We start from the raw sequence: 24,801 nt of genomic DNA on the forward strand, positions 1-24,801 counted from the left end.
TTGTGTGAAAAGCAAAGGGGATCGCCACTATTTCAGGCAATAGTGTTCGACCAGTTGAGTCAGTAGACGCACGGTCGGCTGCAAACGTGACATTTCCAGGTATTCCCCCGGCTGATGCGCACAGGCGATGTCGCCCGGGCCCAGTACCAGCGTTTCGCAGCCAAGCTGCTGAAGATAAGGCGCTTCGGTGCCAAACGCCACTGCTTGCGCGCGATGGCCGGTGAGTCGTTCGGCCACCCGTACCAGCTCTGCATCGGCGTCCTGTTCGAATGGCGGCACTCCGGCTGCAATGGACGCGAAATCAATTTTCACCTGATGGCGCTCGGCCAAAGGTTGCAGCTTGCTGCGAATGATGGCCCGCAGCTCGTTGGGGTCCATGCCCGGTAACGGTCTCAGGTCAAATTCCAGCGAGCACTGCCCGCAAATACGGTTCGGGTTATCGCCACCATGAATACAGCCAAAGTTCAGGGTCGGCTGCGGCACGCTGAACTGCGGGTTGCGGTATTCGTTGAGCCACTGCTGACGCAGGCCTTTGAGTTCGCTGATCGCATCGTGCATGGCTTCAAGGGCGCTGTGCCCCAGGCTTGGGTCGGATGAGTGGCCACTGCGCCCGAGAATCTCGATGCGCTCCATCATCACCCCCTTGTGCATGCGGATCGGCTTGAGTCCGGTCGGCTCGCCAATCACCGCGGCACGGCCCAGCGGCCTGCCGGCTTCGACCAGCGCCCTGGCGCCAGCCATCGATGTCTCTTCGTCGCACGTGGCCAGAATCAGCAGCGGCTGCTTGAACGGTTGATCGAGCAACGGGCGCACCGCTTCGATCACCAGCGCGAAAAAACCCTTCATGTCGCAACTGCCAAGGCCTACCCAGCGGTTATCCACTTCTGTCAGCTTGAGTGGATCGGTCTGCCACAGCGCTTCATCGTAGGGCACGGTGTCGCTATGACCGGCCAACACCAGTCCTCCGGGACCGCTGCCGAAGGTGGCAAGCAAGTTGAACTTGCCGGGGCTGATCTGCTGGATATCGCAGCTAAAGCCCAGCTCGCTCAGCCAGGTGGCCAGCAAATCGATCACCCCGCGATTGGACTGATCCAGATAAGGCTGGGTGCAACTGACCGACGGTGTGGCGATCAAGGCAGCGAACTGCTCTTTCATGGAAGGTAAAGGCATGCGCTGACTTCCTGTTGGCGGGGCGAGGCCCATCATAGAGCCATCTGCAGCGCAGAATAAACCCGTTCGGCGCGCCGGGGCGGCTTGTCCTGTACACTGCACGGCCTTGGCAGCCACACTTTTCCCGGCTGCGCACCGATCCTGGATTTTCCGGCCATGCAGAAAGAAACCGAAATCAAACTCCGCGTCAGCCGCGAAACCCTCGCCGCCCTGCGCGAGCACCCCTTGCTGAAAAAGCGCAACAAAAGTGGCTGGGAAAGCCGTGAGTTGTTGAACCAGTACTTCGACACGCCTGAGCGCGATCTGGCCAAGGCCAAGGTTGCCCTGCGCCTGCGCCGCGATGGCGAAGACGTGATTCAGACCCTCAAGACCCGCGGCCAAAGCATCGCCGGTTTGTCCGAGCGTAATGAGTACGACTGGAACCTGCCGAAAGCCAAGCTCGACATCAAGAAGCTCGACGGCGAATGCTGGCCAGAAGAGTTGGCCGAGCTGGACAAAAAAACCCTGAAGCCAATCTTCACCACTGATTTCGTACGTGAACGCGCTGAAATCTCCTGGGGCCGCGGCAAGGCCAAAGTGGTCATCGAAGCGGCCCTGGACCTGGGTCACGTGATTGCCGGCAAGCAGAAAGAAGAAATCTGCGAACTGGAACTCGAACTGCGCGAAGGCGAGCCATCTGCCCTGCTGGAACTGGCTGCAGAACTGGCCGAGAAGCTGGCCCTGATGCCTTGTGACATCAGCAAGGCCGAACGTGGCTATCGCCTGTTCGACGCCAACAGCTACAGCGTCAACCTGCCCGCCCCAGAGCTGACACCCGAGACGCCACTGGACGATGCCTTCGCCGCCCTGGCCTGGCACTTGCTGGGCAACAGCCAGCGTCTGGCCGAGCAGTACCGTTTCAATGGCCACTGGCGTTTGCTGCAGGACTGGGTTCAGCAATTGATTGACCTGCGCGCGCTGGTCAGCAGCCTGGGTCAAGCCGCTCCACGCCAGTCCACCAGCACCTTGCGTGCTGAGCTGGACGCCCTGCTTGAAGACTGGCGCCCGCTGGTTCAGATCGGCCAGGACGACGAAGACGTTCGTAAAGCCGCCCCTGAGCAGTTCCTTGAAGAGCTGGAAGACCCGCGCTGGGGCCAGTTCTCACTGAACACTTCGCGCTGGTTGATGGCGCGCAGCTGGACCGTTGATCGCGGCACCACCCGTGGCAACCGTCAAGGCGCCGCACAACTGCACAGCTGGCTGCCGCGCTTGTTGTCGGATGAGGCGATTGCCTTGCGCTTGAACCGCTACCAGCAGCAACCCGAAGATCTGGCCGAGCAACTGCCGCGCATCGAGCGCATTCAGGCCTGGTTGCGTCTGGCGCGTAACGTGCTGGAAATTCCGGAACTGGACCGTTTGTACGGCGAGATGAACAAGCTGCAGGAATTGGCCAACCTGCCAATCACTGACGACGCAGAGCACAACGACGAGTTGCTCAATGCCCGTAAGCAGCAAGCCATCGCCGTGTACCAGAACCGCGCATGGAAGACCCTGCTGCGCGCCTAAGCGCCCAGCCAACGCCCCTTGGTGCCAACTGAGGGGCGTTTTTGTTTATTGGGTGTCTTTGGGCATCTGTGCATCCGGCGTACGCCAGATCAAACGTGACGTGTCGTAGCCCTGCTGCTGAGCCTTGCTGAGCAATTCATCACGGGTTTGCTGATCAACCTGCGGTTTGCGCGACAACAACCACAAATAGCGGCGGTCGGGGTTGCCCACCAGCGCCGTGCTGTAGTCGTCCCCCAGGTACAACACCCAGTAGTCGCCCTTGGTGACACCCGGCAGTACTGTTGATACCCAATTGTCGAACTCGACCCACAGCTTGTCGGTTTTACCCTCCACCTGCGGCGTTGCCGTGCCCTTTGCCTCTTCCCACTTGCCCTCTGCTGTGCGGCAGCGGTTCAACACGGCTACGTTACCGTCAGGCTTCAAGCTGTAATGGGCTTCGGACTGCGCACAGTTGCGCTGGAAGAACATCGGCAAGCGCGCCAACTCATACCAAGTGCCCTGATAGCGTTTGAGATCGACGCTTGCAACGGTGTTGGGCGCCAGCGAATCGCTGCTGGAACCCGCGCACCCGGCCAGCAACAGTGCGGCCCCCAGGCTGACTAAAAGACGTTTCATCGCGAACGCTCCTGAGCGGTATTACTTCAGACCCTGCCCCGAAAAAATCAGCACTTTATCGCCCGCGTATTGCACGCTGATAAAGCTCTTCTGATCGCCCCAGGTGCAGCTCGACACCCCCAATGCACCCGAACAATCGGTCGGGCTGCCCAGCAGCTGTTCAACCTCAGCCTTGGTCATGCCTGCCGACAGTTTTGAGTAGTTTTGTTGATTGATCTTGCTGCACGCCGCCAGCAATACGCAGAACGACAACACCGCCAAAGTACGCAACTTCATGGAAAGCTCCTGCATGGAAAGGTCGGCATAGATGCCTGATGCAAGCTTAGAAGAGAAAAGTGCAGGGTGGTTCCCGCAGGGTGCAGGGATTTGTTTGGCGAGGGGGGTCAGTCAGGCAAAGACAATGATCTGAAACACCTGTGGGAGCGAGCTTGCTCGCGATGCATGCAACCCGGTTCAACTGATTGACCGTATCGATGCTATCGCGAGCAAGCCCGCTCCCACAGGAGGGGGCAGTGAGGCGTGCTTAGGCTTTGTGGTAATCGGTAATGCGCGCCACTTCTTCTTTCGAGCCCAGGTACACCGCTACACGCTGGTGCAGGCCTTCAGGCTGGATGTCGAGGATGCGCTGATGGCCGTCAGTGGACGCACCGCCAGCCTGTTCAACCAGGAACGACATCGGATTGGCTTCGTACATCAAGCGCAGCTTGCCCGGTTTGGACGGCTCACGGCTGTCGCGCGGGTACATGAACAGGCCACCGCGGGTCAGGATACGGTGTACGTCGGCAACCATCGCGGCCACCCAACGCATGTTGAAGTTTTTGTTCAACGGACCTTCTTCGCCCGCCAGCAACTCGTCTACATAGCGTTGGACCGGAGCTTCCCAGTGACGCTGGTTGGACATGTTGATGGCAAATTCCTGGGTGGTTTCAGGAATGGTGATGTCTTCGTGGGTCAGAACGAAACTGCCCATTTCACGGTCCAGGGTGAAGCCTTTAACGCCGTCGCCCAGGGTCAATACCAGCATGGTCTGAGGACCGTAGATGGCATAGCCGGCAGCTACCTGCTGGGTGCCTGGCTGCAGGAAGGCCTTTTCGTTCAACGGCTCATTCTGGGTCAGGTATTCGTTCGGGCAACGCAGCACAGAGAAGATAGTGCCGACCGGAGCGTTGATATCAATGTTCGACGAACCGTCCAGTGGGTCGAATACCAGCAGGTAGGCGCCTTTCGGGTACTTGCCCGGGATCTGGTAGGCATTGTCCATTTCTTCGGACGCCATGCCGGCCAGGTGACCGCCCCATTCGTTGGCTTCGAGCAGGATCTCGTTGGAAATCACGTCGAGTTTCTTCTGCACTTCACCTTGTACGTTTTCGGTGCCCATGCTGCCCAGAACACCACCCAGGGCGCCTTTGGACACGGCGTGGCTGATCTCTTTGCAAGCACGCGCCACCACTTCGATGAGGAAACGCAAATCAGCAGGCGTGTTGTTGCTGCGGGTCTGCTCGATCAAATAGCGACTCAGGGTAACGCGGGACATGTAAGGCTCCGAACAATGGGGAGGGGGCGAAAAACCCGCGCAGTTTAGCGCGTGTTGCCGTGCAAATCTTCTAATCAGACTCAGAACCGACAGAGCGGGTTCTGCTGAACCCTTAAATCACCTGCAAAAAACCCTGTGATCGCTGCCGCAGGCTGCGAAGGGTTGCAGAGCAACCCGTGCTCTCAAGGGCTAAATGCCCCCTTCGCAGCCTGCGGCAGCGACTACAGGTGCGTTACAGCGCTTTCCAGATGTCGGTGGCGTACTCACGAATGGTGCGGTCCGATGAGAACCAGCCCATGCGCGCCGTGTTCAGCACCGCCTTGCGCCACCACTCGTCCTTGTCCTGCCACAGGTGTTCCACACGCATCTGCGCATCCCAATAAGCATCGAAATCCGCACACACCAGAAACCGGTCGTACTCAATAAGTGAGTCCACCAGCCCGGTGTAGCGCGCCGGGTCATCGTGTGAAAACACCCCGCCGCGAATCGCCTGCAGCACATCATTGAGCCGATGGGATGCGGCCACATCCGGCGCCGCGTGGAACTCGCCATTGTGTTTGCGCGCTTCAACCTGCTGCGAACTGAGCCCGAAGATAAACATGTTGTCCGCCCCGACCCGCTCGCACATCTCCACGTTGGCCCCATCCATCGTGCCGATGGTCAGTGCGCCGTTAAGGCCGAATTTCATGTTGCTGGTGCCCGATGCTTCGTAGCCTGCAGTGGATATCTGCTCGGACAGATCCGCCGCCGGAATGATGCTTTCGGCCAGGCTGACGTTGTAGTTGGGGATAAACACCACCTTGAGCAAACCACGCACGGTGGGGTCATTGTTGACGGTGCGGGCGATGTCGTTGGCCAGTTTGATGATGAGTTTGGCCTGTTCATAACTGGCCGCCGACTTGCCGGCAAAAATCTTCACCCGTGGCACCCAATGATTACCCGGCTCGGCACGAATGGCCTGGTACAGCGCCACGGTGTGCATCAGGTTGAGCAGCTGACGCTTGTACTCGTGAATCCGTTTGACCTGCACATCGAACATCGCTTCAGGGTTGACCACGATACCCAAACGCTCATAAATCAGCGCCGCCAGGGTGCATTTGCTTTGCAGGCGCTGTTCGGCGAAACGTTTGCGAAAATCGGCACGCTCGGCAAAAGGCTCCAGCTTGATCAGCTTGTACTCGGTTTCATCAAGGACATCGGGCCCCAGTGCATCCACCAGCATCGAGGTCAACGGTGGGTTGGCCTGGAACAGCCAGCGGCGAAAGGTGACACCGTTGGTTTTGTTGTTGATCCGATCAGGGTAGAGCTTGTGCAGTTCGGCAAACACGGTGCTGCGCATCAACTGCGTGTGCAGCCCGGATACCCCGTTCACGCTGTGGGAGCCCAGGAAGGCCAGGTTGCCCATGCGCACTCGCCGCCCGTGGTCCTCTTCAATCAGCGAAACCGCACGCAGCACGTCAAAGTCGTGAATACCCTTGGCCCGCAACGCATCGATATGGTGCGCGTTGATCAGATAAATAATCTGCATATGACGCGGCAACAGGCGCTCCATCAAGCCAACGGGCCAGGTTTCGAGCGCCTCCGGAAGCAGCGTGTGGTTGGTGTATGACAGGGTATCGACCGTGACCTGCCACGCCGCGTGCCACTCGATGCCGTGTTCATCGACCAGAATGCGCATCAACTCGGCAACGGCAATCGAGGGATGGGTGTCATTGAGCTGGATCGAGACATGCTCGGCCAGGTTCAACAGCGTGTCATGCACATGCAGATGACGACGCAGCAGGTCCTGCAGCGAGGCCGATACAAAGAAGAACTCCTGGCGCAGGCGCAGCTCTTGCCCCGCTTCGTTGCTGTCAGCCGGGTACAGCACGCGAGAGATGCTTTCAGCCCGCACCACTTCGGCCACTGCACCCAAATGGTCGCCCGCGTTGAACCGGCCCAGGTTCAAATCGTGCAGCGCCCTCGCCCGCCACAGGCGCAAGGTGTTGACGCTGGCCCCGCGCCAACCCACTACGGGGGTGTCATACGCAATGGCCCGTACGGTCTCGCCCGGCCACCAGATCTGGCGTAGCTGGCCCTGCTCATCCTGTTTGGTCTCGACCGAACCGCCAAAGCCGACCGAGTACAACACCTCGGCACGCTCGAACTCCCAGGGGTTGCCAAAGTCCAGCCAGTTCTCGGTCTGCTCCTGTTGCCAGCCGTCGACAATGCTCTGGCGAAACAGACCGTGCTCGTAGCGGATGCCGTAGCCGTGAGCCGCAATGCCCAGGGTCGACATGCTTTCCATAAAGCAGGCGGCCAACCGGCCCAGACCGCCGTTGCCCAGCGCCGCATCCGGCTCCAGCAGGCGGATACGCTCCAGATCGACCCCAAGCTCGGTCAGTGCTTCGCGGGCCACCTCCAGCAGCCCCAGATTGCTCAGACTGTCATACAGCAAGCGGCCGATCAGAAATTCCAGCGACAGGTAGTACACCCGTTTCTGGTCCTTGCGATAAATCTGGCGCGTGTGGTCCATCCAGTGCTCGACCATATGGTCGCGGGCGGCCAGAGCAATAGCTTCAAACCAGTCATGGTCAAACGCGTGTTCCGGGTCCTTACCCACCGCGTAAGTCAGTTTGGCTACTACAGCGGCACGGAAAGCCGCCACCTGTGCGTCACGAACAAGCGGTTCCTGGGACATCGATACAACCTCAATCGAGATGGGCGATTTGAAGAACGAATGGTGTCAGCCTAGACGCTTGGACAGAAACAAAGTGACTTGGTTAAAGATTTTTTTGGGTGATTGTTTAAATAAAACTGACGACATGTGCGATGCCCCAAAACGAGGCAAATACGCCGTTGAATGCTTTAAAACATGGCCCTGATCGAAAAACCGGCAAATGGTTGTTCACACATTCATCAACACCGGTATGATCGCGCGCCCTGATGCACGCTGGAATACAAGCCTGATGAAGTCCAACCTGATCGCCGCCGCGGAAATCGACCGTCTCGATACCTGGGCCAAATACTCCGCGCCCATGTGCGGCTCCTGCATTTCCAGCTGCTGCACGTTGCCGGTCGAGGTCAAGATCAAAGACCTGATCCGCATCGGCATCGTCGATGAATTCGAGATGGGCGACCCACCGAAGAACATCGCCAAGCGCCTGCAAAAAGAAGGGATCGTGGAGCGCTTCAACCAGAAGTCCGGGATTTTCACGTTGCAGCGCATGAGCAACAACGACTGCCTGTATCTGGATCGCAAGTCACGGATGTGCACCATCTATGAAATCCGCCCGGACACCTGCCGCAACCACCCGCGAGTGGGCCCCCGCCCTGGTTATTGCGCCTACGTGCCTAAAGCCGTTGAGCGCAAGAACAGCAGCGAGAAGTTGATGGTTTTCTAAGGCATCACCTGTAGCCACTGCCGCCGGCTGCGGCTACAGGTAAACGTCTAAAACCCGGACATAAAAAAACGCCCCCGACCGCAAGGTCGGGGGCGTTTTTTTACGGCTAACTAAATAACTTAGTTGTTACCGGATTTCTTCGCAGCGCGGGTACGCTCGCTTTCGCCCAGGATCTTCTTACGAAGACGGATGGACTTAGGCGTTACTTCGCACAGTTCATCTTCCTGTACGAATTCCAGAGCTTGCTCCAGAGTGAAGCGGATAGGCGGAACCAAAGCGATGGTTTCGTCTTTACCCGAAGCACGCATGTTGTCGAGCTTCTTGCCTTTGGTTGGGTTAACGCCCAGGTCGTTGTCGCGGCTGTTGATGCCGACGATTTGACCTTCGTACACGTCTTCACCGTGACCCAGGAACAGTTTGCCGCGAGCTTGCAGGGTTTCCAGCGAGTAAGTCAGAGCCTTACCGGTAGCAACCGAAACCAGAACGCCGTTCTGACGGCCGGACATGTCGCCCGACTTCATCACGTCGTAACGGTCGAAGATCGAGGTCAGGATGCCAGCGCCCGAAGTCAGAGTCAGGAACTCGTTACGGAAACCGATCAGGCCACGTGCAGGGATGTTGTATTCAAGACGAACACGACCCTTGCCATCCGGAACCATGTTGGTCAGATCGCCTTTACGGATACCGATCTGTTCCATGATTGAACCCTGGGATTCTTCTGGCAGGTCGATGGTTACGTTTTCGTACGGTTCGTGCTTAACGCCGTCAACCATGCGGATGATCACTTCCGGACGACCAACACCCATTTCGAAGCCTTCGCGACGCATGGTTTCGATCAGTACGGACAAGTGCAGCTCACCACGGCCAGACACTTTGAACTTGTCAGCGGTGTCGCCTTCTTCAACGCGCAGAGCAACGTTGTACAGCAGTTCTTTGTCCAGACGCTCTTTGATGTTACGGCTGGTTACGAACTTGCCTTCACGGCCGCAGAACGGCGAGTCGTTAACCTGGAAGGTCATCGAAACGGTAGGTTCGTCAACGGTCAGCGGCTTCATCGCTTCAACATTCAGTGGGTCGCACAGAGTGTCGGAGATGAACAGCTGGTCGAAGCCGCTGATGCAGACGATGTCGCCGGCAGCTGCTTCGTCAACGTCGATACGGTGCAGACCGTGGTGACCCATCAGCTTCAGGATACGACCATTACGGCGCTTGCCGTCGGCATCGATAGCCACAACCTGGGTGTTTGGCTTGACGCGACCACGAGCGATACGGCCAACGCCGATAATGCCCAGGAAGCTGTTGTAGTCCAGTGCCGAGATTTGCATCTGGAATGGACCGTCACGGTCAACTTTTGGAGCCGGTACGTTGTCGACGATCGACTGGTACAGCGGGGTCATGTCTTCAGCCATGTCGGTGTGGTCAAGACCAGCAATACCGTTCAGGGCCGAGGCGTAAACTACTTTGAAGTCCAGCTGTTCTTCGGTAGCACCCAGGTTGTCGAACAGGTCGAAGATCTGATCCAGAACCCAGTCCGGACGCGCGCCTGGACGGTCAACCTTGTTGATCACCACGATTGGACGCAGGCCGGCTTCGAAAGCCTTCTTGGTCACGAAACGGGTTTGCGGCATAGGGCCGTCTTGAGCGTCAACCAGCAGCAGAACGGAGTCAACCATCGACATTACGCGTTCAACTTCGCCGCCGAAGTCGGCGTGGCCCGGGGTGTCCACGATGTTGATGTGGTAGCCGTTCCAGTTAATAGCGGTGTTCTTGGCAAGAATGGTAATGCCGCGCTCTTTTTCCTGGTCGTTGGAGTCCATCACGCGCTCGTCGTTGAGCTCGTTGCGCTCCAGAGTGCCGGATTGACGCAAGAGTTTGTCTACCAGGGTAGTTTTACCGTGGTCAACGTGAGCAATGATGGCGATGTTACGTAGATTTTCGATCACTTGTGTATCTCGATCAGAGGATTCGGTGTGCTGACTGAGTCCAGGCAGCGATTAACAGTAGAGTCCGTGCAAGCCGTTACAGCTTGACGGTGGCGTCGGGGGGCCGGTGACGCAGGCCACAGGCATACAGCCCCGGGCTCTTAGCTCGGTCGATAAACGCGCACATTGGCATGTCCCTCACTGAGCAAATGGTGAGCATGCAGGCGACTCATCACGCCTTTGTCGCAATACAACAGGTACTGACGAGTGTCATCCAGTTCCTTGAAGCGGCTGTTCAGTGCATAGAACGGCAACGCTTGTACTTCGATGCCAGCCAGTTCCAGCGGTTGATCTTCCTGAGCATCCGGGTGACGGATGTCGATCACGATCTGGCCCGCCAGCACTTCGCTGACTTCTTCGACTTGCAAGTCCTGGCCCAATTCCTCGATCACTCGATCAATCGGCACCATTTTGGCCCGCTCAAGCGCTCGCTCGAGCACGGCCATATCGAACTGTTGTTCTTCGTACTCCACGCGGTTGCGTTTGGCGTGGGTCTTGGGGTTGACCGAAATCACCCCGCAATATTCAGGCATGTGCTTGGCAAAATCGGCCGTACCGATTTCAACCGCCTGATCAATGATGTCCTGCTTGTGGCTCGCAATCAGCGGACGCAACACCAGTTTGTCGGTAGCCGAGTCAATCAGCGACAAGTTGGGCAGCGTCTGGCTCGACACCTGGGAAATCGCTTCACCCGTCACCAGCACTTCAATTTCGAGACGTTCGGCAATACGGGTCGCAGCGCGCAACATCATACGCTTCAAAATGACGCCCATATGACTGTTATCGACTTTGCCGAGAATTTCGCCCAAAACTTCTTCGAACGGAACGCTGACAAACAGCACACGCTGGGAGCTGCCGTACTTCTTCCATATAAAGTGCGCGACTTCCATCACGCCCAGTTCATGGGCACGTCCGCCCAGATTGAAGAAGCAGAAGTGGCTCATCAGGCCGCGACGCATGATCTGGTAGGCCGCGACGGTGGAATCGAAACCGCCGGACATCAACACCAGGGTCTGTTCCAGAGAGCCCAGCGGGAAGCCGCCTATGCTGTCGTGCTGGCTGTGAATCACAAACAACCGTTGGTCGCGAATTTCGAAGCGCACTTCAATTTCCGGCTTTTTCAGATCAATTCCGGCGGCACCGCACTCACGACGCAGCTTGCTGCCGACGTATTTCTCGATTTCCATCGAGGTAAATGGGTGCTTGCCACCGCGTTTGCAACGCACGGAAAAGATCTTGCCGGCCAGCGCATCGCCAAAGTGCAATTTGCACTTCTCAACGACGTCGTCGAAGTCGCCCAGCGGGTACTCGTCAACTTGCAGGAAATGCGCGATGCCCGGCATGCAGCTCAGGCGTTCGGTCATTTCTTTCAAGGCTTTAGGATCACTGACGCGCGTTTGCAGTTCGATGTTGTCCCACACGCCCGTCACCACCACAGCCGGGTCCAGATCGCGGAGCACAGCACGGATGTTTTTAGCCAATTGACGGACGAAACGCATCCGAACCGGACGGCTCTTGATAGTGATTTCGGGGAAGACTTTAACGATTAGTTTCATGAAAACAGCGCGCGAGCAGCCTGCCAAAAAAGGGGGGCGCGGATTATAGCGGAAATTGTTCAAGGTTTAACCAGTTATCGTACAAACGGTTTTCGACGCACCAAAATGGGACGTAAATGCCTTTAATCGCTTCATTTGAGTGCGATAAGTGCGCCTAATCGGTAGTCTTCGTCTCTAACCTGCTTGAGATTGGGGCATTAAACCCAAGTCGGGGCACTGGCATGCAATTTGCTCCCTTGTGAGGCAGGTTGCCTTGGCAGAGTATTCGCGCCGGCATCAACCACTTATTAAGGGCATTCCACTACCCGCCCTAAGCCACCCCGGAGGACACTATGTCGAAGTCGGTTCAACTCATCAAAGATCATGACGTCAAGTGGATTGATCTGCGCTTCACTGATACCAAAGGCACTCAGCACCACGTGACCATGCCGGCCCGTGATGCGCTGGATGAAAACTTCTTCACCGACGGCAAAATGTTCGACGGCTCCTCCATTGCTGGCTGGAAAGGCATCGAAGCGTCCGACATGATCCTGCTGCCAGACGACAGCACTGCCGTTCTGGACCCGTTCACCGAACAGCCTACGCTGATCCTGGTGTGCGACATCATCGAACCTTCGACCATGCAAGGCTATGACCGCGACCCACGCGCCATCGCTACCCGTGCCGAGGAATACCTGAAGTCCACCGGTATCGGCGACACCGTTTTCGTCGGCCCGGAGCCAGAGTTCTTCATTTTCGACCAAGTGAAGTTCAAGTCCGATATCTCCGGTTCCATGTTCAAGATCTACTCCGAACAAGGTTCGTGGATGTCCGACCAGGACGTGGAAGGCGGCAACAAAGGCCACCGTCCAGGCGTCAAAGGTGGCTACTTCCCAGTTCCGCCGTTCGACCATGACCACGAAATCCGTACCTCCATGTGCAACGCCATGGAAGAAATGGGCCTGGTTATCGAAGTACACCACCACGAAGTGGCAACTGCCGGCCAGAACGAAATCGGCGTGCAGTTCAACACTCTGGTGAAAAAGGCTGACGAAGTTCAGACCCTGAAATACTGCGTACACAACGTGGCAGACGCCTACGGCCGTACCGCTACTTTCATGCCTAAGCCTCTGTACGGCGACAACGGCTCGGGTATGCACGTTCACATGTCCATCTCCAAAGATGGCAAGAACACCTTCGCAGGCGAAGGCTATGCCGGCCTGTCCGACACCGCTCTGTACTTCATCGGCGGCATCATCAAGCACGGTAAGGCACTGAACGGCTTCACCAACCCGGCTACCAACTCCTACAAGCGTCTGGTACCAGGTTTCGAAGCTCCGGTAATGCTGGCCTACTCGGCTCGCAACCGTTCCGCATCGATCCGTATTCCTTACGTGTCCAGCCCTAAAGCTCGCCGTATCGAAGCACGTTTCCCGGATCCAGCGGCCAACCCGTACCTGTGCTTCGCTGCACTGATGATGGCTGGCCTGGACGGTATCCAGAACAAGACTCACCCTGGCGACGCAGCTGACAAAAACCTGTATGACCTGCCGCCTGAAGAGGCCAAAGAGATCCCACAAGTTTGCGGCAGCCTGAAAGAAGCCCTGGAAGAGCTGGACAAAGGTCGTGCGTTCCTGACCAAAGGCGGCGTTTTCAGCGACGACTTCATCGACGCTTACATCGCCCTGAAAAGCGAAGAAGAAATCCAGGTTCGTACCTTCGTACACCCACTGGAATACGAGCTGTACTACAGCTGCTAATCCCATGACGCCCGCGCAAGCGGCGTGATTCGAAAAAGCCTCCTACGGGAGGCTTTTTTGTGGGCGACGTCTTACGCGAGCACAGGATCAGGGCCTCTGGATTCATGCCAGCACCTGACAGCCACCTTGATGAGTGATCGGTAGCTTTAGGCCACTCAAACCAACGGAGACTGACATGCACCCTTTCATGGCCCTCAAACCCCTGTTCCTGACTTGCGCCTGCCTGGTACTGCTGGGTTGTAAAAACACCCCCACAGAGATCAAGGTCGAGCAGTTGCTCAAGGCTGACAAGTCCTGGGATGGGGCGGCTTATAGCTATCCGGACGCCAAGCCGGAATTCACCGTGGTCAAGATCACGCTCCCGGCCAACACCACGCTGAAATGGCACAGCCACCCCATGCCTAACCTCGCCTATCTGGTGTCCGGCGAGCTGATGGTCGAAACCGAAGACGGCATCCACAAAACCACGCTCAAGCCTGGCCAGGTTCTGCCCGAGGTGGTCAACACCTCCCATCGAGGTATCAGCGGCAAGGCCCCCGTTGAACTGATCGTGTTCTATGCCGGTGCGCCTGGCATGGCACTGTCTCACTGACAACACCAAACCTGTAGCCGCTGGCCGCAGGACCTTGCGACGAACGCAGCCTTCGCCAGCGACGACACAATGACTGCCACAGACTCACCACCCTCAACGCGCCAATCAGACATCCCCGGCTCATTTCAGAGCAACTGAATCCATTCATCAAAAATGCACTATATTGGTGCGACGATAGTTTGATTGTGCATTAGCCAGCCCAATTTGGTTCAAAAACACCTGCGCACCGCCCGGCTGCATTGCCTGAACGGGTTTCAGGCGCCTATTTCAGGCGTTTAATGCTTCTTTTCAGAGCCTTGGTTTGGTTTTTGCATTTTCATTGCACCAGCGCCTCACCCGCGCACGCAATCCGGGATCGGCCCATGACCATCAGTGACGCCCTGCACCGACTGTTACTCGACAACCTGACCACCGCCACGCTGTTACTGAATGCCGATCTGCGCCTTGAGTACATGAACCCGGCGGCAGAGATGCTGTTGGCAATCAGCGGTCAACGCAGTCACGGGCAATTCATCAGTGAGCTTTTTACAGAGTCCACCGAGGCCCTGCATTCGCTGCGCCAGGCAGTTGAGCAAGCGCATCCGTTTACCAAGCGCGAAGCCATGCTGACCTCGCTGACGGGCCAGACCCTCACGGTGGATTACGCCGTAACCCCCATCTTGAGCAATGGCGGCACGATGCTGCTGCTCGAAGTCCACCCCCGTGACCGCTTGCTGCGCATCACCAAAGAAGAAGCCCAGCTGTCCAAGCAGGAAACCAGCAAGATGCTGGTACGCGGCATGGCCCACGAGATCAAGAATCCCCTGGGCGGCATTCGTGGGGCTGCTCAGTTGCTGGCCCGTCAGTTACCAGACGAAAACCTGCGTGACTACACCAACGTGATCATCGAAGAAGCCGACCGCCTGCGTAACCTGGTCGACCGCATGCTGGGCTCCAACAAGCTGCCTTCGCTGTCCATGACCAATGTCCACGAAGTGCTGGAGCGGGTGTGCAGCCTGGTTGAGGCCGAAACACAGGGCAGCATCACATTGGTGCGCGACTATGACCCGAGCCTGCCCGACCTGCTGATCGACCGTGAACAAATGATCCAGGCCGTCCTCAACATCGTGCGCAACGCGATGCAAGCCATCGGCAGCCAAAACGAGCTGCGGCTGGGGCGTATCAGCCTGCGTACCCGCGCCATGCGCCAGTTCACCATTGGCCACGTGCGCCACCGACTGGTCACCAAAATCGAAATTATCGACAACGGGCCGGGCATTCCGGCCGAGCTGCAAGACACCCTGTTCTTCCCGATGGTCAGCGGGCGCCCAGACGGCACCGGGCTAGGCCTTTCCATCACGCAGAACATCATCAGTCAGCACCAGGGGTTGATCGAGTGTGAAAGCCACCCCGGCCACACACTCTTCTCGATCTTTCTACCACTGGAACAAGGAGCCGCATCGACATGAGCCGAAGTGAAACCGTGTGGATCGTCGACGACGACCGTTCTATCCGCTGGGTCCTGGAAAAAGCCTTGCAACAGGAAGGCATGACCACACAAAGTTTCGACAGCGCCGATGGGGTGATGAGCCGTCTGGCTCGCCAGCAGCCCGACGTCATTATTTCGGACATCCGCATGCCCGGCTCAAGCGGCCTGGACTTGCTGGCCAAGATTCGCGAACAGCACCCTCGCCTGCCCGTCATCATCATGACCGCTCATTCCGACCTGGACAGCGCAGTGGCCTCCTATCAAGGTGGCGCATTCGAATACCTGCCCAAGCCGTTTGACGTCGATGAAGCCGTGTCACTGGTCAAGCGTGCCAATCAGCACGCCCAGGAACAACAAGGCCTGGCCGCCCCCCCGGCACTGGCCAGAACACCTGAAATCATCGGCGAAGCGCCGGCGATGCAAGAGGTGTTTCGGGCCATTGGCCGCCTTAGCCATTCCAATATCACGGTTCTGATCAACGGCGAATCAGGCACAGGCAAGGAGCTGGTGGCCCACGCCCTGCACCGCCACAGCCCACGTGCCGCGTCGCCATTTATCGCGTTGAACATGGCCGCGATCCCCAAGGACCTGATGGAGTCCGAGCTCTTCGGCCACGAAAAAGGCGCCTTTACCGGAGCTGCAAACCTGCGCCGGGGTCGTTTTGAACAGGCCGATGGCGGGACTCTGTTCCTGGATGAAATCGGCGACATGCCTGCCGATACCCAAACCCGTCTGCTGCGGGTGCTGGCCGATGGCGAGTTCTACCGTGTTGGCGGACACACCCCGGTCAAGGTTGACGTGCGGATCATTGCCGCCACCCACCAGAACCTCGAAACCCTGGTCCAGGCCGGCAAGTTTCGCGAAGACCTGTTCCACCGCCTGAACGTGATTCGCATCCACATCCCGCGCCTGTCGGACCGTCGCGAAGACATCCCGACCCTGGCCCGCCACTTCCTGAGCAGCGCCGCGCAAGAGCTGTCGGTAGAACCCAAGCTGCTGAAGGCCGAGACCGAACAGTACCTCAAGAACCTGCCGTGGCCAGGCAACGTTCGCCAGCTTGAAAACACCTGTCGCTGGATCACGGTGATGGCTTCGGGTCGCGAAGTGCACATCAGCGACTTGCCGCCGGAGCTGCTGAACCTGCAGCAAGACACCTCTCCAGTCACCAACTGGGAGCAGGCGCTACGCCAGTGGGCGGATCAGGCACTGGGCCGTGGTCAATCCAACTTGCTCGACAGTGCGGTGCCTACCTTTGAGCGGATCATGATCGAGACGGCACTCAAGCACACTGCCGGCCGTCGTCGGGACGCTGCCGTGCTGCTGGGCTGGGGCCGCAACACCTTGACCCGCAAGATCAAGGAACTGGGCATGAAGATCGATGGCGACGAGGATGATGGCGACGAGGCCTGAGGGGCACTCGATCTGACCGCACCACTCAAAAGCAACCCGCCCCAATATCGTGCACAGCTCTAGATCAATGCTTTCAGCCTAGCGAGAGCGTTATGCGCAAAAGCCCCGGATTCCGGGGCTTTTGCGTTTTCATCAGGCAATTTCTACAGAAAAACAAAAATTGGCACGCGCCCTGCAATACCTATTACAAGCAACACCGCTTTAGGGGACCTTGATACAGGCAGGTCAAGACTCCCCACTTTTACACCCGCAGCCTTGATGCCTGTTGCATCAACGCGCACACCGCTTTTGGGGAACCCGGTACAGGCAGGCTGGAATTCCCTCTTTTATTACTCGCGCAGGTTCACCTGCAAACGCCAGCGCCCATCCTGCGGCGCACCGGCCCAGTCGCCTTGCAAGGCACGGGCTGCCACCACCGTCAGCAGCAAACCAGCGTCCGTATCCCGCACCCGCCAGTTCACATTCTTGCCGTTGAGCATTAACTGGCCGTTTTGCGGCTTGCCCTTGGCATCGAACAACACCCCCAGGGTGCCATCGACCAGCTCACCATGCAGCTTGGGCTCATCGCTGAACCACACCACCAACCCGTTCGCCAGCACGTCCACCTGTTGCAGTTCTACCGGGGTGGGCGCAGTCAAACGGCCGATCATCATCCCTACCATTACACCGACTATCGCCAAAGAACCTAAAACCCGTGGCCATAGTTTCGGTCGCGGGTCCTCTTCAGGCGTAGAATGCTGCCCATCTTTAAGTTCGGAGCCGTGCATGTTTCACGTCATCCTTTTTCAACCAGAAATTCCGCCGAATACCGGCAACATTATCAGGCTGTGCGCCAACAGCGGCTGCCACCTGCATTTGATCGAGCCTATCGGTTTTGAGCTGGACGACAAGCGCTTGCGCCGCGCCGGCCTCGACTACCACGAGTATGCGCCGCTCAAGCGTCATGCCGACCTGGCCAGTTGCCTTGAAAGCCTGGGTCATCCACGCCTGTTCGCCTTTACCACCAAAGGTTCGAAGCCCTTTCACGACGTGCAGTTTGCCGAGGGCGATGCCTTTGTGTTCGGCCCTGAAAGCCGTGGTTTGCCGCCAGAGGTGCTCGACGCGCTGGACGGCGATCACCGCCTGCGACTGCCGATGCGCGAAGGCTGCCGTAGCCTGAACCTGTCCAACACCGTGGCGGTTGCCGTGTACGAAGCCTGGCGCCAGCTGGGTTTCAAGTAAACACACCTCCCACACACAAAAAAAGCGCCCTCAGGCGCTTTTTTTTTGGCATCGGCTGTTTATTGAACAGTCGGGCTGCCTTCTTCCTGCATGCGCTGCAATTCTTGCGCGTACAGGGCATCGAAGTTCACCGGAGCCAGCATCAACGCAGGGAACGAGCCGCGAGTTACCAGGCTGTCCAGGGTTTCACGGGCATACGGGAACAGGATGTTCGGGCAAAACGCGCCAAGGGTGTGGTTCATCGACGCCGGATCAAGGTTTTTGATCAGGAAGATGCCAGCCTGTTGCACTTCAGCGATAAAGGCCACTTCGTCACCGTTTTTCACGGTAACCGACAAGGTCAGAACCACTTCGTGGAAGTCACCTTCCAGCGGCTTTTGACGGGTGTTCAGGTCCAGACCAACGCTCGGTTCCCACTGCTGACGGAAGATCGCCGGGCTTTTTGGGGCCTCGAACGACAGGTCGCGCACGTAGATGCGCTGCAGGGAGAATTGTGGAGCGGTGTCTTCATCGCTAACAGCAGCGGTGTTCTGTTGGTCAGTCATCACAGATCCTTGTTGATCTTGGGGCTTATAGAGAATGAGAGTCAGACGTTCAGCAGCGTATCCAATTTACCTGCGCGCTCCAAAGCAAACAGGTCATCGCATCCGCCAACATGCTTGTCACCAATCCAGATTTGCGGGACCGACGTACGACCCGCCTTCTGAGCCATCTCGGCACGTACCTGTGGCTTGCCATCGACCTTGATTTCTTCGAAGGCAACGCCCTTGTTCTCAAGCAGAGCCTTGGCTCGCATGCAGTAAGGGCAGTAGTCGCTGGAGTAAACGATGACCTTGGACATCTTTACTTCACCACTGGCAGGTTGTCAGCGCGCCAGCTGGAGATACCGCCAGACAGCTTGGCTGCGTTGTAACCGGCCTTGAGCAGCTCACGGGCGTGGGAGCCCGAGTGCTGACCGGCAGCGTCAACCAGAATAATGGTTTTGCCCTTGTGCTTGTCCAGCTCGGCAATGCGCGCCATCAGCTTGTCTTGCGGGATGTTCAGGGCTCCCACGATGTGGCCGGCGGCAAAGTCTTTAACCGGGCGAATATCAATCACCACACCTTCGTCGCGATTGACCAGGCCGGTCAGTTCGCCAGTGCTGATGCTGCGCCCGCCACGGCTGATTTCGTGAGCAATCAATAGCGCCAACAGGATGACAAACGCGCCTACAAGCAGGTAGTGAGCAGTGGCAAATGTAATCAGGTGATCAACCATCAGAAGGTTCCAGGGTCGTAAAATGTGGGCCAGTATACACAGCCACCTTGGTCGGCCAAACCCCGCCCGGCGGTGACGCCACATGAACTTCGCTTTAAACTGCGCGTCCTCTTCATACCTTCTTATAAACCAGCCACGAGTGGGATCTATGACTACCACGCCTAAACCTTTGGTCCTGATCATCCTGGATGGCTTCGGTCACAGTGAAAGTCACGAATACAACGCCGTTTATTCGGCCAAGAAACCGGTGCTGGATCGTCTTTGCGCGAGCATGCCGAACGGCCTGATCTCAGGTTCAGGCATGGATGTCGGTCTGCCAGACGGCCAGATGGGCAACTCCGAGGTCGGCCACATGAACCTGGGCGCCGGCCGCGTGGTGTATCAGGATTTCACCCGCGTCACCAAATCGATCCGTGACGGCGAGTTTTTTGAAAACCCGACCCTTTGCGCCGCCGTCGACAAGGCTGTGGCCGCAGGCAAGGCCGTGCATATTCTGGGTCTGTTGTCGGATGGCGGCGTTCACAGCCATCAGGACCACCTGATCGCGATGGCCGAGCTGGCGTTTAAACGCGGCGCTGAAAAAATCTACCTGCACGCCTTCCTCGATGGCCGCGACACACCGCCAAAAAGCGCTTCGTCGTCCATCGAGCTGCTGGACGAAGCCTTCAAGGATCTGGGTAAAGGCCGTATCGCCAGTCTGATTGGCCGTTACTTCGCCATGGACCGCGACAATCGCTGGGACCGCGTAGAGCAGGCCTACAACCTGATCGTCGACGGCAAGGGCGAGTTCAACGCCGCTACCGCCCAGGAAGGTCTGGACGCCGCTTACGCCCGCGGTGAAAGCGACGAGTTCGTCAAAGCCACCACCCTCGGCGAGCCGGTGAAGGTTGAAGACGGCGACGCCGTGGTCTTCATGAATTTCCGTGCCGACCGCGCCCGGGAACTGACCCGCGTATTCGTTGAGGACGACTTCAACGCGTTCGAGCGCACCCGCCAGCCAAAACTGGCCGGCTTTGTGATGCTGACCCAATACGCGGCCAGCATCCCGGCGCCAAGCGCATTTGCCCCCGGCAGCCTGGAAAACGTACTCGGCGATTACCTGGCCAAAAACGGCAAAACCCAGCTGCGCATTGCCGAAACCGAAAAATACGCCCACGTCACTTTCTTCTTTTCGGGCGGGCGTGAAGAGCCGTTCCCGGGTGAAGAGCGGATTCTGGTGCCATCCCCAAAAGTCGCCACCTACGACCTGCAGCCTGAAATGAGCGCTCCCGAAGTCACCGACCACATCGTCGATGCCATCGAGAACCAGCGTTATGACGTGATCGTAGTCAACTACGCCAACGGCGACATGGTCGGCCACAGCGGTGTCTTCGACGCAGCCGTCAAAGCGGTTGAGTGCCTGGATGCCTGCGTGGGCCGGATTGTCCAGGCCCTGGACAAAGTCGGCGGTGAAGCCCTGATCACGGCTGACCACGGCAACGTGGAGCAGATGTCAGATGACACCACCGGCCAGGCTCACACCGCACACACCTGCGAGCCTGTCCCGTTCATCTACGTTGGCAAGCGCGCGCTCAAGGTTCGCGAAGGCGGCGTGCTGGCCGACGTGGCGCCAACCATGCTCAAACTGCTGGGCCTGCCACAGCCTGAAGAGATGACCGGCAAATCGATTCTGGTCGACTAATGTAAACCCTGTAGTCGCTGCCGCAGGCTGCGATAAAGGCTGAGGCCCTATGAAGGGATAGCGTGAGCTTTGTTAAAACGGGCTGCTACGCACCCCTTCGCAGCCTTCGGCAGCGACTACAACAATTTCACCTTCATCCATTTCTTATAGGTGACGAGGGCGGGCATACTAGGCCGTCCCGTTCCCCAGGTGTCGCCCGCCCCATGCTTCGCGCCCTTATAGCCCTGACCCTCGCATGCCTGCTCCAACCGGCGTTTGCCGACGAGCGCGCGCAAACCCAACAGCAGCTTGACGCCACGCGTCAGGATATCAGCGAGCTGAAAAAGCTCCTGGGCAAGCTCCAGGAAGAAAAATCCGGCGTGCAGAAAGACCTGCGCGGCACCGAAACCGAAATCGGCAAGCTGGAGAAGCAGGTAGAAACCCTGCAACAAGAACTAAAAAAGAGTGAAGGCGAGCTGCTGCGCCTAGATAGCGAGAAAAAAAAACTCCACAGCGCAAAACTTGAACAGCAACGCCTGATCGCCATTCAGGCCCGCGCCGCCTATCAGGGCGGGCGTCAGGAATACCTGAAAATGCTGCTCAACCAGCAAAACCCCGAGAAGTTCGCCCGAACCCTCACCTATTACGATTACCTGAGCCAGGCCCGCCTGGAGCAGCTCAAGGGTTTCAACGAAACCCTGCGCCAACTGGCCAATGTCGAAGCCGATATCAATCTGCAACAGGCTCAGTTGCTGACTCAGAAAAGCAGCCTGGACACCCAGCGTGCCGAACTCGACAAAGTCCGCGCAGAGCGCCAGCAAGTTCTGGCCAAGCTCAATACCGACGTAAAAGACCGCGATCAAAAACTGCAGGCACGCGAGCAGGATCAGGCCGATCTGGCTAAAGTCCTCAAGACCATCGAGGAAACCCTCGCCCGTCAGGCCCGCGAAGCCGAACAGGCGCGACAAAAAGCCTTGATCGCCCAGCAGGAAGCCGAGAAGAAACGCCAGCGCGAGGCTGAATCGGTGGTCACCGACGCCCCGCGCAAACCGGTCCAGTCAACACCGGGCGCATTGGTGTCCAGTGCCGGTGCTTCCTACGGCGGTGTTTTTTCTCAGGCCCGGGGCAAACTTCCATGGCCAGTTGATGGTCGATTGCTGGCACGCTTCGGTGAAACCCGTGGCGATGATTCGCGCACCAAGTGGGACGGTGTGATGATCAGCGCCAATGCCGGCAGCCAGGTACACGCGGTACACGGTGGTCGCGTGGTGTTTGCCGACTGGCTGCGCGGCGCAGGCCAGCTGGTCATTCTGGACCACGGTAATGGTTACTTAAGCCTGTACGGCCACAATCAGACGCTGCTCAAGTCTGCCGGAGACATCGTTAAAGCTGGCGAAGTGATCTCCACCGTGGGCAACAGCGGCGGGCAAGCCACACCAGCACTGTATTTCGCTATTCGTCAGCAGGGCCGCCCAAGCGACCCTGCACAATGGTGTCGCACTCAGGGATGAGTCCATCACCTTTAATACGTAGGAGTTCGCTCAACATGCCGCATTTGTCCCGCCTCAACTCGCTGGCCCTGACGATCGCTCTGGTGATCGGCTCGCCAATCGCATTTGCTGCCGAGCCAACCATCGCGCCAGCCGGCACCGCTGCCAGCACCAAGGCGCCTCTGCCTCTGGAGGAGCTGCGTACATTTGCCGAGGTCATGGATCGGATCAAGGCTGCATATGTTGAGCCGGTGGACGACAAAACCCTGCTGGAGAATGCCATCAAAGGCATGCTCAGCAACCTTGACCCGCACTCTGCGTACCTTGGCCCCGAAGATTTCGCCGAACTGCAGGAAAGCACCAGCGGCGAATTCGGCGGGCTGGGCATCGAAGTCGGCACCGAAGACGGCAACATCAAGATCGTCTCGCCGATCGACGACACCCCTGCCAGCAAGGCCGGCATTCAGGCGGGCGACTTTATCGTCAAGATCAATGGCCAGCCCACACGCGGCCTGAGCATGACCGAAGCCGTTGATAAAATGCGCGGCAAGATCGGTCAGAAAATCACCCTGACCCTGGTGCGCAATGGCGGCACGCCGTTTGACGTGACTCTGACCCGGGCCAATATCCAGGTCAAGAGCGTCAAGGCCCAACTGCTCGAAGACGGTTACGGCTACATCCGTATCACCCAGTTCCAGGTCAAGACCGGCGAAGAAGTGGCCTCGGCGCTGTCCAAACTGCGCAGGGAAAACGGCAACAAGCGACTCAAGGGCATCATCCTCGACCTGCGCAACAACCCGGGTGGCGTGCTGCAATCGGCGGTTGAAGTGGTCGATCATTTCATTACCAAAGGCCTGATCGTCTATACCAAGGGCCGCATCGCGAACTCGGAGCTGCGCTTCTCGGCCACCGGCAAGGACCTGAGCGAAGGCGTTCCATTGGTGGTGTTGATCAACGGCGGCAGCGCTTCGGCATCGGAAATCGTCGCCGGCGCCCTGCAAGATCAGAAACGCGGCGTGGTCATGGGCACCACCAGCTTCGGTAAAGGCTCGGTGCAAACCGTACTGCCACTGAACAACGACCGCGCGCTGAAAATCACCACGGCGCTGTACTTCACCCCGAACGGACGCTCGATCCAGGCCCAGGGCATTGTCCCGGACATTGAAGTCAGCCGCGCCAAGATCACTCGTGAACAAGACACCGAGTACTACAAGGAAGCCGACCTGCAAGGTCACCTTGGCAATGGCAATGGCGGCGCCGACAAACCGTCCGGCTCCAACCCCAAAGCCAAGCCAATGCCGCAGGATGATGACTTCCAGCTGAGCCAGGCTCTGAGCCTGCTCAAGGGTTTGAGCATTACACGCGGCAATTGAGGTGCGTCTTTCTCTAGCCTTCGCCCTGCTCTGCTGCCTGGCCGGCGTCGCACATGGGACACCGGCCAGCCAGCAAGCCGCGCCGCACAAGGCTTACCTGAGCCTGATCATCGATGACCTGGGGCAAAACCTGCCACGTGATCGCCGCGTGCTGGCCTTGCCCGGCCCGGTCACTGCGGCCGTGATGCCTGACACCCCCCATGCAGCAGAATTTGCCCGCGAGGCCTACAAGGCCGGCAAGATCGTCATTTTGCACATGCCAATGGACCCGGCCACCGGGCCCTTTGCCTGGCACCCGGACCTGCCTGTCGACGAACTTGAAAGACGCCTCAACGCCGCGTTCAAGGCCGTGCCCTACACCAGTGGCATCAACAACCACATGGGCAGCCGCATGACCTCACAGCCGCAAGCGATGGCCTGGCTGATGGGCAACTTGCAGCAACGCCACAAATTCTTTGTCGACAGTCGCACCAGCGCGCAGACCGTTGCGGCAGCCGAGGCGCAGAAAATCGGGCTGGCCAGCGTGTCCCGTGATGTTTTTCTCGATGATGTCCGTACCGAGCAAGCCATCACCACGCAACTGGAAACCGCCATCAAACTGGCCCACAAACAAGGCTCGGCGGTGATGATCGGCCACCCTTATCCGCAAACCCTTGCCGTGCTTGAACGTGAACTGCCCAAGCTCAAGGCCCAGGGAATTGACTGGATCGACATCCGGCAAATGATCGGCGTACGCAGCAACAAGGCCATGGCCGGGCACGGGAAGGACGGGGTTTATCGCTGAAGCTTGCTCCCACAGTGATGGG

Annotated in this window: 22 protein-coding genes; 11 read left to right on the forward strand and 11 right to left on the reverse strand. The window is 58.2% G+C overall.

Annotation, left to right across the window (positions count from 1 at the left end; all coding sequences use genetic code 11):
- Window positions 1–27: 27 nt before the first annotated feature.
- Window positions 28–1,170 (reverse strand): acetylornithine deacetylase, encoded by a 1,143-nt coding sequence (gene argE, locus VSQ83_RS22545; RefSeq protein WP_326427567.1) that lies wholly within the window; start codon window positions 1,168–1,170, stop codon window positions 28–30.
- Between the two features lie 156 nt (window positions 1,171–1,326).
- On the opposite strand from argE, the gene VSQ83_RS22550 reads away from it, so the two are divergent.
- The gene (locus VSQ83_RS22550) at window positions 1,327–2,715 is read left to right on the forward strand and encodes a CYTH domain-containing protein (protein ID WP_133079138.1); all 1,389 of its coding nucleotides are present in this window, start codon (window positions 1,327–1,329) and stop codon (window positions 2,713–2,715) included.
- Window positions 2,716–2,760: 45 nt separating this feature from the next.
- Here VSQ83_RS22550 and VSQ83_RS22555 read toward each other — a convergent pair whose 3' ends face one another.
- From VSQ83_RS22555 to VSQ83_RS22570, 4 genes are all read right to left on the reverse strand, one after another.
- On the reverse strand, window positions 2,761–3,330 hold the full coding sequence (locus tag VSQ83_RS22555) for a lipocalin family protein (protein ID WP_133079137.1): 570 nt from the start codon (window positions 3,328–3,330) through the stop codon (window positions 2,761–2,763).
- A 21-nt stretch (window positions 3,331–3,351) separates the two neighbouring features.
- Entirely contained in the window at window positions 3,352–3,606 is a 255-nt protein-coding gene (bamE, locus tag VSQ83_RS22560) for an outer membrane protein assembly factor BamE domain-containing protein (protein ID WP_133079136.1), read from the reverse strand.
- A gap of 247 nt (window positions 3,607–3,853) precedes the next feature.
- The gene (locus VSQ83_RS22565; RefSeq protein WP_019821792.1) at window positions 3,854–4,864 is read right to left on the reverse strand and encodes a class 1 fructose-bisphosphatase; all 1,011 of its coding nucleotides are present in this window, start codon (window positions 4,862–4,864) and stop codon (window positions 3,854–3,856) included.
- A gap of 232 nt (window positions 4,865–5,096) precedes the next feature.
- On the reverse strand, window positions 5,097–7,544 hold the full coding sequence (locus VSQ83_RS22570; protein ID WP_133079135.1) for a glycogen/starch/alpha-glucan phosphorylase: 2,448 nt from the start codon (window positions 7,542–7,544) through the stop codon (window positions 5,097–5,099).
- Between the two features lie 265 nt (window positions 7,545–7,809).
- On the opposite strand from VSQ83_RS22570, the gene VSQ83_RS22575 reads away from it, so the two are divergent.
- The gene (locus VSQ83_RS22575) at window positions 7,810–8,247 is read left to right on the forward strand and encodes a YkgJ family cysteine cluster protein (RefSeq protein ID WP_037031547.1); all 438 of its coding nucleotides are present in this window, start codon (window positions 7,810–7,812) and stop codon (window positions 8,245–8,247) included.
- A gap of 119 nt (window positions 8,248–8,366) precedes the next feature.
- On the opposite strand, the gene typA is transcribed toward VSQ83_RS22575, so the two are convergent.
- Window positions 8,367–10,190 carry a translational GTPase TypA gene (gene typA / locus VSQ83_RS22580; protein ID WP_133079134.1) on the reverse strand — a complete coding sequence of 608 codons (1,824 nt, stop codon included), beginning with the start codon at window positions 10,188–10,190 and terminating at the stop codon, window positions 8,367–8,369.
- Window positions 10,191–10,330: 140 nt separating this feature from the next.
- Entirely contained in the window at window positions 10,331–11,785 is a 1,455-nt protein-coding gene (gene thiI, locus VSQ83_RS22585; protein ID WP_133079133.1) for a tRNA uracil 4-sulfurtransferase ThiI, read from the reverse strand.
- A gap of 332 nt (window positions 11,786–12,117) precedes the next feature.
- On the opposite strand from thiI, the gene glnA reads away from it, so the two are divergent.
- From glnA to ntrC, 4 genes are all read left to right on the forward strand, one after another.
- A complete protein-coding gene (glnA, locus tag VSQ83_RS22590) occupies window positions 12,118–13,524 on the forward strand; it encodes a glutamate--ammonia ligase (protein ID WP_095035246.1) in 1,407 nt (468 codons plus the stop codon).
- Window positions 13,525–13,699: 175 nt separating this feature from the next.
- Window positions 13,700–14,116 carry a cupin domain-containing protein gene (locus VSQ83_RS22595; protein ID WP_326427568.1) on the forward strand — a complete coding sequence of 139 codons (417 nt, stop codon included), beginning with the start codon at window positions 13,700–13,702 and terminating at the stop codon, window positions 14,114–14,116.
- Window positions 14,117–14,478: 362 nt separating this feature from the next.
- Window positions 14,479–15,564, forward strand: coding sequence for a nitrogen regulation protein NR(II) (glnL, locus tag VSQ83_RS22600; RefSeq protein ID WP_133079131.1), 1,086 nt, complete (start codon window positions 14,479–14,481; stop codon window positions 15,562–15,564).
- Complete coding sequence (gene ntrC / locus VSQ83_RS22605) at window positions 15,561–16,994, forward strand: nitrogen regulation protein NR(I) (protein WP_133079130.1); 1,434 nt, start codon at window positions 15,561–15,563, stop codon at window positions 16,992–16,994. The genes glnL and ntrC overlap by 4 nt, the downstream gene beginning before the upstream one ends.
- A 329-nt stretch (window positions 16,995–17,323) precedes the next feature.
- Here the strand turns inward: ntrC and VSQ83_RS22610 are convergent, their stop codons facing one another.
- Window positions 17,324–17,761 (reverse strand): hypothetical protein, encoded by a 438-nt coding sequence (locus tag VSQ83_RS22610; RefSeq protein WP_133079129.1) that lies wholly within the window; start codon window positions 17,759–17,761, stop codon window positions 17,324–17,326.
- Between VSQ83_RS22610 and trmL the strand changes: the two genes are divergently transcribed.
- A complete protein-coding gene (gene trmL, locus VSQ83_RS22615) occupies window positions 17,760–18,215 on the forward strand; it encodes a tRNA (uridine(34)/cytosine(34)/5-carboxymethylaminomethyluridine(34)-2'-O)-methyltransferase TrmL (RefSeq protein ID WP_133079128.1) in 456 nt (151 codons plus the stop codon). The two genes, VSQ83_RS22610 and trmL, sit on opposite strands and share 2 nt — an antisense overlap.
- Window positions 18,216–18,274: 59 nt before the next feature.
- On the opposite strand, the gene secB is transcribed toward trmL, so the two are convergent.
- Genes secB through VSQ83_RS22630 form a run of 3 tightly spaced genes read right to left on the reverse strand, consistent with a single transcriptional unit; the run spans window position 18,275 to window position 19,472 of the window.
- Window positions 18,275–18,760 carry a protein-export chaperone SecB gene (gene secB, locus VSQ83_RS22620; protein ID WP_003438592.1) on the reverse strand — a complete coding sequence of 162 codons (486 nt, stop codon included), beginning with the start codon at window positions 18,758–18,760 and terminating at the stop codon, window positions 18,275–18,277.
- Between the two features lie 41 nt (window positions 18,761–18,801).
- Complete coding sequence (gene grxC, locus VSQ83_RS22625; RefSeq protein ID WP_133079127.1) at window positions 18,802–19,056, reverse strand: glutaredoxin 3; 255 nt, start codon at window positions 19,054–19,056, stop codon at window positions 18,802–18,804.
- A gap of 2 nt (window positions 19,057–19,058) precedes the next feature.
- Window positions 19,059–19,472, reverse strand: a complete 414-nt coding sequence (locus VSQ83_RS22630; protein ID WP_133079126.1) for a rhodanese-like domain-containing protein — start codon at window positions 19,470–19,472, stop codon at window positions 19,059–19,061.
- 148 nt (window positions 19,473–19,620) lie between these two features.
- On the opposite strand from VSQ83_RS22630, the gene gpmI reads away from it, so the two are divergent.
- The 4 genes from gpmI to VSQ83_RS22650 all read left to right on the forward strand — a co-directional run bounded on the left by gpmI (window position 19,621) and on the right by VSQ83_RS22650 (window position 24,779).
- Complete coding sequence (gpmI, locus tag VSQ83_RS22635; protein ID WP_133079125.1) at window positions 19,621–21,153, forward strand: 2,3-bisphosphoglycerate-independent phosphoglycerate mutase; 1,533 nt, start codon at window positions 19,621–19,623, stop codon at window positions 21,151–21,153.
- Window positions 21,154–21,356: 203 nt separating this feature from the next.
- Complete coding sequence (locus VSQ83_RS22640) at window positions 21,357–22,643, forward strand: murein hydrolase activator EnvC family protein (protein WP_133079124.1); 1,287 nt, start codon at window positions 21,357–21,359, stop codon at window positions 22,641–22,643.
- 35 nt (window positions 22,644–22,678) lie between these two features.
- Window positions 22,679–23,995, forward strand: coding sequence for a S41 family peptidase (locus VSQ83_RS22645; protein ID WP_326427569.1), 1,317 nt, complete (start codon window positions 22,679–22,681; stop codon window positions 23,993–23,995).
- A gap of 1 nt (window position 23,996) precedes the next feature.
- Window positions 23,997–24,779, forward strand: coding sequence for a divergent polysaccharide deacetylase family protein (locus VSQ83_RS22650; protein WP_133079122.1), 783 nt, complete (start codon window positions 23,997–23,999; stop codon window positions 24,777–24,779).
- Window positions 24,780–24,801: the final 22 nt, after the last annotated feature.

It is taken from the genome of Pseudomonas sp. DSV-1, assembly GCF_035830915.1.
In the GTDB taxonomy this organism is placed as follows: domain Bacteria; phylum Pseudomonadota; class Gammaproteobacteria; order Pseudomonadales; family Pseudomonadaceae; genus Aquipseudomonas.

Bases quoted from the DNA above. Each gene is read 5' to 3' on its own strand.
- VSQ83_RS22645 (WP_326427569.1), top strand. From the start codon at position 22,679: ATGCCGCATTTGTCCCGCCTCAACTCGCTGGCCCTGACGATCGCTCTG.
- VSQ83_RS22555 (WP_133079137.1), bottom strand. From the start codon at position 3,330: ATGAAACGTCTTTTAGTCAGCCTGGGGGCCGCACTGTTGCTGGCCGGG.
- VSQ83_RS22610 (WP_133079129.1), bottom strand. From the start codon at position 17,761: ATGCACGGCTCCGAACTTAAAGATGGGCAGCATTCTACGCCTGAAGAG.
- grxC (WP_133079127.1), bottom strand. From the start codon at position 19,056: ATGTCCAAGGTCATCGTTTACTCCAGCGACTACTGCCCTTACTGCATG.
- glnL (WP_133079131.1), top strand. From the start codon at position 14,479: ATGACCATCAGTGACGCCCTGCACCGACTGTTACTCGACAACCTGACC.
- thiI (WP_133079133.1), bottom strand. From the start codon at position 11,785: ATGAAACTAATCGTTAAAGTCTTCCCCGAAATCACTATCAAGAGCCGT.
- VSQ83_RS22595 (WP_326427568.1), top strand. From the start codon at position 13,700: ATGCACCCTTTCATGGCCCTCAAACCCCTGTTCCTGACTTGCGCCTGC.
- VSQ83_RS22550 (WP_133079138.1), top strand. From the start codon at position 1,327: ATGCAGAAAGAAACCGAAATCAAACTCCGCGTCAGCCGCGAAACCCTC.
- trmL (WP_133079128.1), top strand. From the start codon at position 17,760: ATGTTTCACGTCATCCTTTTTCAACCAGAAATTCCGCCGAATACCGGC.
- VSQ83_RS22630 (WP_133079126.1), bottom strand. From the start codon at position 19,472: ATGGTTGATCACCTGATTACATTTGCCACTGCTCACTACCTGCTTGTA.
- bamE (WP_133079136.1), bottom strand. From the start codon at position 3,606: ATGAAGTTGCGTACTTTGGCGGTGTTGTCGTTCTGCGTATTGCTGGCG.
- VSQ83_RS22640 (WP_133079124.1), top strand. From the start codon at position 21,357: ATGCTTCGCGCCCTTATAGCCCTGACCCTCGCATGCCTGCTCCAACCG.
- VSQ83_RS22570 (WP_133079135.1), bottom strand. From the start codon at position 7,544: ATGTCCCAGGAACCGCTTGTTCGTGACGCACAGGTGGCGGCTTTCCGT.
- gpmI (WP_133079125.1), top strand. From the start codon at position 19,621: ATGACTACCACGCCTAAACCTTTGGTCCTGATCATCCTGGATGGCTTC.
- glnA (WP_095035246.1), top strand. From the start codon at position 12,118: ATGTCGAAGTCGGTTCAACTCATCAAAGATCATGACGTCAAGTGGATT.
- argE (WP_326427567.1), bottom strand. From the start codon at position 1,170: ATGCCTTTACCTTCCATGAAAGAGCAGTTCGCTGCCTTGATCGCCACA.
- secB (WP_003438592.1), bottom strand. From the start codon at position 18,760: ATGACTGACCAACAGAACACCGCTGCTGTTAGCGATGAAGACACCGCT.
- VSQ83_RS22565 (WP_019821792.1), bottom strand. From the start codon at position 4,864: ATGTCCCGCGTTACCCTGAGTCGCTATTTGATCGAGCAGACCCGCAGC.
- ntrC (WP_133079130.1), top strand. From the start codon at position 15,561: ATGAGCCGAAGTGAAACCGTGTGGATCGTCGACGACGACCGTTCTATC.